Source organism: Hydrogenophaga sp., from assembly GCF_030373225.1.
Lineage (GTDB): Bacteria > Pseudomonadota > Gammaproteobacteria > Burkholderiales > Burkholderiaceae_C > Hydrogenophaga.
In genome coordinates, this window is the sequence record NZ_JAUCZG010000031.1 from 37,589 (window position 1) to 50,113 (window position 12,525).

Annotated in this window: 11 protein-coding genes; 9 read left to right on the forward strand and 2 right to left on the reverse strand. The window is 66.8% G+C overall.

The genetic code is table 11. The features are described 5' to 3' along the window. Nucleotides 1–1,236: a saccharopine dehydrogenase NADP-binding domain-containing protein gene (locus tag QUV35_RS15530; RefSeq protein ID WP_300876042.1), complete on the reverse strand. Its 1,236-nt coding sequence runs from the start codon at nt 1,234–1,236 to the stop codon at nt 1–3. Nucleotides 1,237–1,380: 144 nt separating this feature from the next. Between QUV35_RS15530 and QUV35_RS15535 the strand changes: the two genes are divergently transcribed. The 9 genes from QUV35_RS15535 to QUV35_RS15575 all read left to right on the forward strand — a co-directional run bounded on the left by QUV35_RS15535 (nt 1,381) and on the right by QUV35_RS15575 (nt 11,593). Next, entirely contained in the window at nt 1,381–2,076 is a 696-nt protein-coding gene (locus QUV35_RS15535) for a TetR/AcrR family transcriptional regulator (protein ID WP_300876043.1), read from the forward strand. Next, nucleotides 2,073–2,975, forward strand: coding sequence for an SDR family oxidoreductase (locus QUV35_RS15540; RefSeq protein WP_300876045.1), 903 nt, complete (start codon nt 2,073–2,075; stop codon nt 2,973–2,975). Before QUV35_RS15535 ends, QUV35_RS15540 begins: the two co-directional genes overlap by 4 nt. Nucleotides 2,976–3,176: 201 nt before the next feature. Beyond that, complete coding sequence (locus tag QUV35_RS15545; protein WP_300876048.1) at nt 3,177–4,829, forward strand: carboxyl transferase domain-containing protein; 1,653 nt, start codon at nt 3,177–3,179, stop codon at nt 4,827–4,829. Between the two features lie 31 nt (nt 4,830–4,860). Next, entirely contained in the window at nt 4,861–6,033 is a 1,173-nt protein-coding gene (locus QUV35_RS15550; protein WP_300876051.1) for an acyl-CoA dehydrogenase family protein, read from the forward strand. Beyond that, nucleotides 6,030–6,827 (forward strand): enoyl-CoA hydratase/isomerase family protein, encoded by a 798-nt coding sequence (locus tag QUV35_RS15555; RefSeq protein WP_300876054.1) that lies wholly within the window; start codon nt 6,030–6,032, stop codon nt 6,825–6,827. The genes QUV35_RS15550 and QUV35_RS15555 overlap by 4 nt, the downstream gene beginning before the upstream one ends. Then, nucleotides 6,824–8,782 (forward strand): biotin carboxylase N-terminal domain-containing protein, encoded by a 1,959-nt coding sequence (locus tag QUV35_RS15560; protein ID WP_300876057.1) that lies wholly within the window; start codon nt 6,824–6,826, stop codon nt 8,780–8,782. The genes QUV35_RS15555 and QUV35_RS15560 overlap by 4 nt, the downstream gene beginning before the upstream one ends. After that, entirely contained in the window at nt 8,779–9,936 is a 1,158-nt protein-coding gene (locus tag QUV35_RS15565) for an acyl-CoA dehydrogenase family protein (protein ID WP_300876060.1), read from the forward strand. The genes QUV35_RS15560 and QUV35_RS15565 overlap by 4 nt, the downstream gene beginning before the upstream one ends. After that, nucleotides 9,933–10,424 carry a thioesterase family protein gene (locus QUV35_RS15570; protein WP_300876063.1) on the forward strand — a complete coding sequence of 164 codons (492 nt, stop codon included), beginning with the start codon at nt 9,933–9,935 and terminating at the stop codon, nt 10,422–10,424. The genes QUV35_RS15565 and QUV35_RS15570 overlap by 4 nt, the downstream gene beginning before the upstream one ends. A 125-nt stretch (nt 10,425–10,549) precedes the next feature. Continuing rightward, entirely contained in the window at nt 10,550–11,593 is a 1,044-nt protein-coding gene (locus QUV35_RS15575; protein WP_300876066.1) for a Fic family protein, read from the forward strand. 88 nt (nt 11,594–11,681) lie between these two features. On the opposite strand, the gene QUV35_RS18930 is transcribed toward QUV35_RS15575, so the two are convergent. Further along, a complete protein-coding gene (locus QUV35_RS18930; protein ID WP_366945445.1) occupies nt 11,682–12,398 on the reverse strand; it encodes an HNH endonuclease signature motif containing protein in 717 nt (238 codons plus the stop codon). Nucleotides 12,399–12,525: the final 127 nt, after the last annotated feature.

Genomic DNA, 12,525 nt, shown 5'->3' on the forward strand with positions numbered 1-12,525 from the left:
TCAGGCGTGCGCAGGCTCGTCAAGGATCCGAAAGCCCAGGCCCGCGCGCTCCTGCAGGCGGCGCACCAGCGTCAGGCCCATGGCCGCACCCGGCGTCCACACGCCGCCGGGCGTCATGTCGGGGCCGGTCTCGCGGGCCAGGCACAGGGCGGCCTCGGCAATCAGTTTGCAGGTGGAGCCATAGCCCGGGTCGCGGTCGCCCTTGACGCTCGCGCGCAGGGTTCGGCCATCGGCGGTCTGGCCGATGAACAGCACCTCGTAGCAGCCCTTCTCGCGTTGTTCCCTCGTCGGGCCCTGGCCGGGCTGCGGCAACGCAAAGCGGCGGATGAGCGCGCGCGTGGGGCCGAACGCCAGCAGCGCGTTCTGCAGCCGGGTGTTGCGCGCCATCGTTCGCGCGCGCTTCTCGCCGCCGGCGCCAGCACCCGTGAGCATGCGTTCGCTGTAGACAAAATCGGTGCCCCAGGGGTGCCCGCGCAGTGCATGGGTGCGGTGCACGTTCTTGGTGTTGATCGGCGCCATCACGAAAGGCCCGGTCCACGACTGTGCGAGATCGTCGAAAGCGGCGGTGTTGTCGTCGGCTTGGCGAGGGCCGCGAAAACCCGGCGTGAGCGCAAACGGATCGCCCAGCGTGCGTGCCAACCCCGGCTGTCGCCCGGCGGCCTCCAGTGTGGCCAGCAGGCTGGCCGCCGTGCCGCCGGAGAAGCCGCCCTTCATCACCTTCACCCGGCCGTGCACCCGCACCAGTGGAGCGCCCAGCCGCTGCATCGCTTCGTGCTGCAGGAAGAGCACGCCAAGATCGAACGGGATCGAGTCGAAACCGCACGAGAAGACGATGCGCGACCCGCTGGCCGCCGCCGGGCCTTGCAGGCGAGGAATCATCTGCGCCATCCAGCCGGGCTCGCCGCACAGGTCCACATAGTCGGTGCCGGCCTGTGCACAGGCGTCCACCAGCGGCTGGCCGTGCAACTGGTACGGCCCCACGGTGCTGATGACCACCCGCGCCTGCGCCACCAGCCGGGCCAGCGCGGTGGCATCGGTCGCGTCGGCCACCAGCAGGGGCAGGGCGGGACCGATGCCGAGTTCGTCGCGCACCTGCGTGAGCTTCTCCAGGCTGCGCCCGGCCATGGCCCAGGCCACACCGCGTCCCTCGCCGTAAGTCTGGTGGAGGTACTCGGCGACCAGTCGGCCGGTGAAGCCGGTGGCACCGAAAACAATGATGTCGAAGGCTTTGTCCATGCGGCATGGTCGCAGAAACGCGGCCGGCCCGTCATCGCCATCAGGGTATGCACGGGGCCTCGATGTCGAGCCGGAGACAGCGGTCTTCATTTTCACAAAGCAATTGCTTGTTGAAATTCACCTGCGCTGTTAAGGTCTGCGGCCATGACCGTGGACACACCCGAAACCCTGGCCACCGAGGGGGCTGCCCAAGCGCCGCGGCGTTCGCGCGGGCGACCGCGCAAGACGGCCGATGAGCGCGACGATGGCAACCGGCGGCGCGAGCTGCTCACGGGTGCGGCGCGGCTGTTCCGGGCGCAGGGTTTTGCGGGCACCAGCACGCGCGACATCGCCACCGCCGCGGGCATGCGATCGGGCTCGCCCTTCTACCATTTCGAGAGCAAGGAAGCCCTGCTGGCCGCGGTGATGCTCGAGGGCATGCAGGGTGCGCTGCAGCGGCAGAATGCCGCGCTGGCCCGCCTGGCGCCCGATGCCGGGTTGCGCGAGCGCCTGCGCGTGCTGGTGCGCAACCACTTCGACGTGCTGCTCGGGCCCGACAGCGATTTCATTCCGGTGATGCTGTACGAGTGGCGCTCGCTCGACGCGACGCAGCGCAGCGAGGTCAACCGCCTGAAGGACGACTACGAAGCGGCGTGGGTGCCGGTGCTGGAGGCGCTGCATGCCACCCGTCAACTGGCGGGCGATCCGCTGCTGGCGCGGCTCATGATCTTCGGTGCGCTGAACTGGTCGGTGCAATGGTACGCAGCGCCCTCGGGGCGCACTGCCCGATCGCGTGCGCGCGCCTCGCTCGACGAGCTCACAACCGCTGCCCTGCAACTCTTTCTCAAGGAGGCCGCATGACTTCGCACCCAGCTTCACATTACCGCTCTGCGTTTGCCCCCGGCCTGCTGCGGGGCCAGGTGATTCTGGTCACCGGCGGCGGCTCCGGCATCGGCCGCTGCACCGCGCACGAACTGGCCAGCCTGGGCGCCCACGTGGTGCTGATCGGGCGCAAGCTGGAAAAGCTGCAGCTGGTGGCCGGCGAGATCGTGGCCGACGGTGGCCGCGCCAGTTTCCACGCCTGCGACATCCGCCACGAAGACACGGTGCGCACCGTGGTCACGGCGGTGGTTGCCGCACATGGCCGCATCGACGGCCTGGTGAACAACGCGGGCGGCCAGTACATCACGCCGCTGGAGAACATCAGCGCCAAGGGCTGGCAGGCGGTGATCGACACCAACCTCACCGGCGGCTTCCTGATGGCGCGCGAGTGTTACGTGCAGAGCATGCAGGCCGTTGGTGGATCCATCGTCAACATCGTGGCCGACATGTGGGGTTCGATGCCCGGCATGGGTCACAGCGGCGCGGCGCGCGCGGGCATGGTGAATTTCACCGAAACGGCCGCGCTGGAATGGGCGCGCAGCGGTGTGCGCGTGAACGCGGTGGCCCCGGGCTACATCGCCTCCAGCGGCATGGACCATTACCCCGCCGAGGCCGGGCCCATGCTGCGCGAAATGCGCGAGACCGTGCCGGCCGGGCGCTTCGGCAACGAAGCCGAAACGTCCGCCGCCATCGTCTTCCTGCTCTCGCCCGCGGCGAGCTTCATCAGCGGCAGCGTGCTCAGGGTGGACGGAGCGCGACCGCAGGTGCGCATGGGCTGGGGCCAGGTGGCCGCACCGGTGGAGGTGCAGGGCCGCGACGCGGTGAAACCCTTCGACGGTTTTCATCGGTATGTGACGCCGAGGGTGCTTCAGGAATGAAAAAAGATCCGTTCGTGCGGAGCCACTCTGCGTTCGCCCTGAGCGCAGCTCCGTTCGCCCTGAGCTTGTCGAAGGGTTCACCTACACCTGGGCCAGGGCTTCGACAGGCTCAGCCCGAACGGAGGTGGGCTCAGCCCGAACGGAGGTGGGCTCAGCCCGAACGGAGGTGGGCTCAGCCCGAGCGGACATCGGTGGCTTGCCATGTTTGAATCGTCTTTCAATCCCCGGAGCCCGCAGGCGCAGCAACGGCGCGACGCCATGCTCGCGCGCATCCATCAGCTGCGGGCGCTCGAAGACCGGGCCGCACAGGCCTCGGCCAAGTCAAAACCGGTGTTCGACAAACGCGGCCAGCTGCTGCCGCGCGAACGGGTGGCGCTGTTGCTCGATCCGGGCGCGCCCTACTTGCCGCTGTGTTCGCTGGCGGGCTTTCTGCAGGACACCCGGGACCCGGCGAAGTCGGTGCCTGGCGGCGGCATGGTGGCCGGCATCGGCTTCATTGCCGGCGTGCGCTGCATGGTGGTGGCCAGCGACTCGGGCATCGAGGCCGGCGCCATCCAGCCGCGTGGCCTGGAGAAGATCCTGCGCGTGCAGGACATGGCCTTGCAGAACAGGCTGCCGTTCGTGCACCTGGTCGAGAGCGCCGGTGCCAACCTCATGAAATACCAGGTCGAGGGTTTCGTGCACGGCGGCACGCTGTTCCGCAACCTGGCGCGCCACTCTGCCGCCGGCCTGCCGGTGATCACGGTGCAGCACGGTTCGGGCACGGCGGGTGGCGCCTACATGCCGGGGCTCAGCGACGTGGTGATCATGGTGCGGGGGCGCTCGCGGGCCTTTCTCGCGGGGCCGCCTTTGTTGATGGCGGCCACCGGTGAAGTGGCCACCGAAGAAGAACTGGGCGGGGCCGAGATGCACACCGCTGTGTCGGGGCTGGGGGAGTATCTGGCGGAGGATGACCGGGAGGCGCTGGGGATGGCGCGCAGACTCCTCGCTTCCCTTCGCCCTCGACTTCACCCTTCACTCCGCCCCGAGCCTCACTCATCCGTTCGGGAGGGAGGCTCGGCCCGAGCGGATGGCCTGGAGCCCACTTTCCCCGCCGAAGAACTCCTCGGCCTCATGCCGCCCCACCACCGCGAACCGGTGGACATGCGCGAAGTCATCGCCCGCATCGTCGACGGCTCCGAGCTGCTGGAGTTCAAGGCCCTTTTCGGTGCCGCCACGCTGTGCGTGCAGGCCCGCATCCACGGCCACGCGGTGGGCATCATCAGCAACAACGGCCCGATCGACGTGGCCGGCGCCAACAAGGCCACGCACTTCATCCAGTGGATGTGCCAGCTCGGCCACCCCATCGTTTACCTGCAGAACACCACCGGCTACATGGTGGGCAAGGACAGCGAGCAGGGCGGAATGATCAAGCACGGCAGCAAGATGATCCAGGCCGTGACGAGCGCCACCGTGCCGCAGATCACCATCCAGTGCGGGGCGTCGTTCGGCGCCGGCAACTACGGCATGTGCGGGCGCGGTTACGAACCGCGTTTCCTGTTCAGCTGGCCGCAGGCGAAAACCGCCGTGATGGGCGGCGAACAGGCCGCACGCACCATGCAGATCGTGGCCGAGGCCGGCATGGCGCGCAAAGGCATCACGCCCGACCCGGTGCAGATGCAGGCTCAGTTCGACCAGATCGTGAACGTGTTCGAGAGCCAGGCCGACGCCTTCCACACCAGCGGCCTGGTGCTCGACGACGGCGTGATCGACCCGCGCGACACCCGCGCCGTGCTGGCCTTCTGCCTGGACACCTGCGCCGAGGCCGCCGCGCACCAGCCCCGGCCCATGCAGTTCGGCGTGGCCCGCATGTAAGCCCTTCCATCACAACCACCGGAGACCAGCCATGCAGTTCACCCACGAGCACCGCGAGATCCAGAAGACGCTCAAGCGCTACATCGACGAACACATCAACCCGCAGGTGGACGAGTGGGAGAAGGCCGAGATCTTTCCGGCGCACGAGGTGTTCAAGGGCCTGGGTGAGCTGGGCCTGCTGGGCCTGACCAAGCCCGAGGCTTTTGGTGGCGCGGGGCTCGACTATTCCTACGGCCTGGCCATGGCCGAGACGCTGGGCCACATCCACTGCGGCGGTGTGCCCATGGCCATCGGCGTGCAGACCGACATGGCCACGCCCGCGCTGGCGCGCTTTGGCAGCGAGGAACTCAAGCGCGACTTTCTGGCGTCGGCCATCGCCGGCGACTCGGTGGGCTGCATCGGTGTGAGCGAACCGGCCGCCGGCAGCGACGTGGCCGGCATCAAGAGCGTGGCGCGCAAGGACGGCGACGACTACGTGATCACCGGCCAGAAGATGTGGATCACCAACAGCCTGCAGGCCGACTGGATGTGCATGCTGGTCAACACCAGCGACGGCCCGGCGCACAAGAACAAGAGCCTGGTGATGGTGCCCATGCGCGAGAACGGCAAGCTCGTCAAGGGCATCGAGGTGGCGCAGAAGATCCGCAAGATCGGCATGAACAGCAGCGACACCGGCCTCATCTACTTTGACGAGGTGCGCGTGCCGCAGCGTTACCGCATCGGCCAGGAGGGCGCGGGCTTCATCTACCAGATGCAGCAGTTTCAGGAAGAGCGCCTGTGGTGCGCGGCCAGCACCCTGCAAAGCCTCACCAACTGCATCGAATGGACGGTGGAATGGGCGCAGGAGCGCAAGCTGTTTGGCGCCAGCCTGGCCGATCAGCAATGGGTGCAGTTCAAGCTGGCCGAGCTCAAGACCGAGGTGGAGAGCCTGCGCGCGCTGACCTACCAGGCGTGTGAGCACTACATCGCCGGCGAGGACGTGACCGAATGGGCCACCATGGCCAAGCTCAAGGCCGGGCGCCTGAACCGCACCGTGCCCGACACCTGCCTGCAGTTCTGGGGCGGCATGGGCTTCACCTGGGAGAACAAGGTCTCGCGCATGTACCGCGACGGGCGCCTGGCGTCGATCGGCGGTGGGGCAGATGAAGTGATGCTGGGCATTCTTGCGAAAACCATGGGCATCGCCAAAAGGCCGATGAAGTGAGCCAGAGCTTTCTGGTCGAACGCCAGGGCGATACCGAGCGCTGGACGCTCAACGACCCCGCCACCCGCAACGCCCTGAGCGACGCCATGGTGCTCGGCCTGTTTGAGGCCACCTTGCGCGCGCAGGCCGACGACAGCCTGCGCATCGTCGTGCTCACCGGCGCGCCCGGTGCCTTCAGCGCCGGTGGCAGCCTGGGCGGGTTTTCCAGCGCCATCGGCCAGCCGCTCAAGCCCGGCGAGGACGATCCGCTGATCGCCATGAACCGGGGCTTTGGCGATGTGCTGCACGCACTGTGTGCGCTGCCTCAGCTGCTGGTGTGCGCGGTGGACGGCGCGGCCATGGGCGGTGGCTTTGGCCTGGTGTGTTGCGCCGACCATGTGATCGCCACCGAGCGCTCGGTGTTCGGCACACCCGAGGTCACGCTCGGTTTGCCGCCGGCGCAGATCGCGCCCTTCGTGTGGATGCGCCTGGGCGAGACCCGTGCCCGCCAGTGTTTGCTGCAAGGCCTGAGCTTTCGCGCCGAGGCCGCCATGCAGCTCGGCTTGGTGGACGAGGTGGCCGACGACGGTGGGCTCGAGCAAGGCCTGCAGGAACGCCTGACGCGCCTGAAGCGCGCCGCGCCCGGCGCCGTGGCCAGCACCAAACGCCTGCTGCAGCGCCTGCGCGGGGATGTGCCCGAGCTGCGTGACGAAGCCGCCATTGCCTTCGCGGCCGCGCTGCGCAGCCCCGAAGCCGCAGCGGGCCTGTCGGCCTTTGCCAAAAAGCAGCCACCCCCCTGGACCAGCAAAAAATGAAACGCCTTTTGATCGCCAACCGCGGCGAAATCGCGCGCCGCGTGATCCGCACCGCGCACGCCATGGGCATGCAGACCGTGGCCGTGTACGCCGAGCCTGACCGCCATGCCCTGCACGTGCGGGAAGCGACCACCGCGTTTGCCCTGGGCGGCACCACCTCGGCCGAGTCCTACCTGCGGGTGGAGCGGCTGCTGGAAGCCGCACGCGCCACCGGCGCCGATGCGGTGCACCCCGGCTACGGCTTCCTCAGCGAGAACGCCGACTTCGCCCAGGCCGTGATCGACGCCGGCCTCACCTGGGTCGGCCCGCCGCCCGCGGCCATTCGTGCGCTGGGCAGCAAGTCGGCGGCGAAGGCGCTGGCGCAAGAGCACGGCGTGCCCTGCCTGCCCGGGTACTTCGGTGCCGACCAGCGCGAAGACACCTTTGTCGCCGAGGCGCAGCGCATCGGCTTCCCGCTCATGGTGAAGGCGGTGGCGGGCGGCGGCGGGCGCGGCATGCGCCTGGTGCACCGCGAAGACCAGCTGCTGCCCGCCCTGCGCAGTGCACGTTCGGAAGCCCTCAGCGGTTTCGGCAACGGCGACCTGCTGATCGAGCGCGCGCTGTTGCGCCCCAGGCACGTGGAGGTGCAGGTGTTTGCCGACGCCCACGGTCACTGCGTGCACCTGGGCGAGCGCGACTGCTCGGTGCAGCGGCGGCACCAGAAGATCATTGAAGAAGCACCGAGCCCGGCGGTGTCACCGGCCTTGCGCGAAGAGCTGGGGCGCTGCGCGGTGGCGCTGGCGCAGGCAGCGGGCTATGTGGGGGCGGGGACGGTGGAGTTTCTGGTGGAGGATTCCGGGGCCTTCTTCCTCATGGAAATGAACACCCGCCTGCAGGTCGAACACCCCGTCACCGAAGCCCTCACCGGCCTCGACCTCGTCGAATGGCAGTTGCGCGTGGCGCGCGGTGAACCGCTGCCCCTGACGCAAGAAGAGATCACCTTCAACGGCCACGCGATCGAAGTGCGCCTGTGCGCCGAAGACGACCACCACACCCCGCACACCGGCCGCGTGGCCCGCTTCACCCAACCGCCCATGACCCCCGGCCTGCGCTTCGACCACGCGCTGGAAACCGGCAGCGAGGTCACGCCGCACTTTGATTCGATGCTGGGCAAGCTCATTGCCCATGCACCCACACGCGCCGAGGCCATCGGGCAGCTCGCCCACGCGCTCGACCAAACGCAGGTGCTGGGCCTGCCCACCAACCGCGCGTTTCTGGCCGCCTGCCTGCGCCATCCGGTGTTTGGCGCGGGCGAGGCGCTCATTCCCTTCCTGGCCGGGCACGGCGAAGACTTGCGCGCCCAACTGGCCGCGCAGCGTGCACCCGGCCAGCCCGCGCTGGTGGTGGCCATGCTCGCGGTGCAGCACGCGCTGGCACCGCCCGCGACCAGCCTGGCCGTTCCGTTCAACCGGCCGCTGCGCTTTGGCCTCGACGACGCGGTGTGTACCCTCGACGTGCAGGAACTCGGCGCCGGCCAGCTGCGCATCGGCCACGGCGAAACCGCACACACTGCCCAGCTGGAAGCCCCGGGCGGCGGGACAGTGCGCGTGTCGCTCGATGGCCAGCGCTGGACCGCCTCTGCCGTGGCCACCGCAGCCGGACGCTGGCATGTGCAGGTGCAGGGCGCAGGCCCCGCGGTGGACCTCTGGCTCACCGAACGGAGTCACCAGCCCGCCCAACGCGCCGGCGGCGCCGACCGCGCCCGCGAACTGCGCGCCCCGTTCAACGGCAAGCTCATCGCCGTGCACGCCCAGCCCGGCGGTTCGGTGGCCAAGGGCGAGCCGCTGCTGGTCATCGAATCCATGAAGCTCGAACACACCCTGGCCGCACCGCGCGACCTGATGGTGGAGGGCGTGTTGGTGACCACAGGTCAACAGCTTGCACCCGGACAACTCCTTGTCACCTTTGCCGCATGACCTCAACAGACTTCACCCCCGAAGACCGCGCAGCCCTGCTCGACACCGTGCAGCGCTTCGCCACGCAAGCCATTGCACCCCACGTGGGCGCGTGGGACGAGGCCGGCGAGTTCCCTCGCGGCCTCTACCACCAGGCCGCCGAGCTCGGTCTGCTCGGCCTGGGCTACCCCGAGCACCTGGGTGGCACGCCCGCGCCCTGGAGCGTGCGCAACGCCATGTCGCAAACGCTGGCACGCCATGGCGGCAGTGGCGGTGTGATGGCCAGCCTGTTCACGCACAACATCGGCCTGCCACCGGTGCTGGCACACGGCACACCCGAGCTGCAGGCCGAGGTGATTGCGCCCGTGTTGCGCGGCGAGCAGATTGCGGCCCTGGGCATCACCGAGCCCGGCGGCGGGTCGGACGTGGCCGCGCTGCGCACCACCGCGCGGCTGGAGGGCAACGAGTACGTCATCGACGGCGAGAAGGTGTTCATCACCTCCGGCATGCGCTGCGACTGGATCACGCTCGCCGTGCGAACGGATGTGAACAACAAGGGCGCAGGCGGCATCAGCATGATCGTCGTGCCCTGCCACACCCCCGGCATCTCGCGCAGCAAGCTGCACAAGATGGGCTGGCATTGCAGCGACACCGCACACCTGCGCTTTGACGGTGTGCGTGTGCCCGCCCGCTACCGGCTGGGCGCGGAGGGCACGGGCTTTCGCATGATCATGGGCAACTTCAACGGCGAGCGCCTGGCCATGTCGGCCATGGCACTCGGTTTTGCACAAGCCTGTTATGACGAAGCCCTGGCCTGGGCCCGCCAGCGTTGCACCTTCGGTGCACCGCTGATCGAACGCCAGGTGATCCGCCACAAGCTCATGGACATGCAGATGCGCATCCAGTCCACCCAGGCCTGGGTGGACGCGCTGGGCGCGCGCGTGGATGACGGTGACGATGGCGCCGACTGGGTCGCACAGGTGTGCCTGCTGAAGAACCACGCCACCCAGACCATGCAGCACTGCGCCGATGCTGCCGTGCAGATCCTCGGTGCCATGGGCTACATGCGCGGCACCGTGAGCGAGCGCGTGTACCGCGAAGTCAAGGTCATGATGATCGGCGGCGGCGCCGAGGAGATCATGAAGGAACTCGCCGCACGACAATGGGCGCTATGACCAAAACAACAACGACCCCGGCCGCCCCGGTTGAATTCGAGCCCGAGTTTGTCAACGCGCTCAAGCAGCTGTTTGAAGAAAAGATCGTTTTCAATCAGGTGCTGGGCCTGAAGATCACCAGCATCACGCCCGACAAGGTCACCGGCCGCATCGACATGAAGCCGCAGCTGGTCGGCCACTACAGCCACAACCGCATCCACGGCGGCGTCATCAGCGCCTGCCTGGACGCCATGGGCGGCCTGGCCTGCATGGCCGCCATCGGCGCCCGCCACATGGACGAACCCCCGCTGCAGCGCCTGCACCGCTTCGGCAAGCTCGGCACCATCGACCTGCGCATCGACTACCTGCGCCCCGGCATCAGCGACCACTTTGAACTGCGCGCCGAAGTCATGCGCCTGGGCTCGCGCGTGGCCAGCACACGCATGGAGATTCTGGGGGCGGACGGGAAGCTGTTGTCGACCGGGGCGGGGGCTTATATCGTTTCGTGAGGGCGGGCACGCAGGCATCCGTTCTTCGCGAAATGGGTGTCATTGGGTGTTGGAATGGGTGATTTCCGTCCAAGTGCTCATCTGACAGGCATTAATGGGTGTAATCGGGCGTATTATCGGTTCCCATGTTGGCCATCCACACCGTTCAGATCACCCCGGAGGTGCTGAAACTCATCGCCGGCATCGATGAGTTCAAGGGGGCATGGCGCGCGCTGGGCACCCTGGCGCCAGACCGCCTCTCGGCCTTGCGGCGCGTGGCCACCATCGAAAGCATCGGCTCGTCCACCCGCATCGAGGGCAGCCAGCTGTCTGACCGGGACGTTGAACGCCTGCTCTCCAGGCTTCAGATCAAATCCTTCACGACGCGCGACGAGCAGGAGGTGGCCGGTTATGCGGAGGTCATGGAGCTGGTGTTCTCGTCTTCGCAAGACATTGCGCTGACCGAGAACCATATCAAGCAGCTGCACCGCGACCTGCTCGCGCACAGCGAGAAGGACGCCTGGCACCGGGGCAATTACAAGACCTCCACCAACAACGTGGTTGCCTTCGATGACGACGGAAAACCCTTGGGCGTGGTGTTTGAAACCGCGACGCCTTTTGACACGCCGCGCCTCATGAGCGAACTGGTCAGCTGGTTCAACGAAGAGCGCGATGCAGGCCGTCTCCATCCCTTGCTGCTCATCGGTATCTGGGTGGTGGTGTTTCTGGAGATCCACCCGTTTCAGGACGGCAACGGACGCCTCAGCCGGGTCCTGACCACCTTGCTGTTGCTGCAGGCGGGCTATGCCTATGTGCCCTACAGCTCGCTGGAGAGCGTGATCGAGTCGAGCAAGGAGGCCTACTACCTTGCGCTTCGGCAAACGCAGGGGACGATTCGCACCGCTTCACCGAACTGGCAACCCTGGTTGATGTTTTTTCTTCGGGCACTGGCCGAACAAGTGAGCCGGCTCAACCGCAAGGTGGAACGCGAAAGGATCGTGCTGGCCGTGCTGCCGGAACGCTCACTGCAGATCGTCGAGTTCGCGCGCGAGCATGGCCGCATCACCATGGCCGAAGCGATGCGGCTGACCGGCAGCAACCGCAACACCCTCAAGCAACATTTCCGCGCCTTGGTTGCACGGGGACAGCTGGTTCAACGGGGGGCGGGGAGGGGTGTTTGGTATGAGTGAGGAGGGGTTTGGGAGATGTGGGCGAAGGTTTGTATTGGCATGCAGACCCGCAGGTAGATGACAGCAGCGTTCGAACCTGCCAGACGATTCATTCGCGTATGAGTCGGGGCAGAGTCTGCAGCAGTCGGCGCCGAAGGTCGCCCGCGTCCTCACCGTAGTGCAGCCGTCGATGGCAATTGGGGCAGATTGCCAGCGTATTGGACGGAGTGTCTGAGCCTCCACTGGCTAGCGTTCGAAGATGGTGCACTTCTAAGTACGGATATCCATCGACTGTTTGGAAGGGGGCTGGCTCACCACAGCATTCGCACTTTCCCTTTGAGCTTTCCAATACCCATGCCTTGACCGCGGCATCTCTAACAAACGTGGTGACCGTCCGAACCGTCAAGGCGGGACTCACCGAACCTGTCGGTGCCACGGCCGGAGTGCTTTCAAGGTGGAGCAAGACCTCTGCCTCATATGCCTCTGTGTTCTTGGCCAATTCTCCGTAGGCCCGCCTCAACAGTTTTGCGATTCGAGGTCGGACATTGGCGCCGATGTTTCGCATCGGTTTAAGTCCGTCGATCCAGGGGAGATTCCAAGCGTCCAGCACCGCAGAGATGTTTTGCATTCTTCGCTCAAACGCGCCGGGAGACCGTTCGAACTTAGCGCTGAGGAGACGATAAGTTTGGGCCTTGTTGACGGCAGCTCCCACCCTTTCTGCTTCTTGAATTTCGACATAGGCTGCGATGGTGCTCTGCAGTTCTTCATCCGACCAGGAGGCTTCTTTGGAAGCGTTTGGTGAACCATCCGATGCTTTAAAACCCATTCCCACCCTCGAACCCGCAGCTCAAGCTCTCAAGATGGAGATGCTCCATGCGGTACCCCTATAGGGTATATCGACCTAGTGTCCTGTCCCGCTGATACGTGAGCAAAGTCGGTGCAACTTTTCAAGA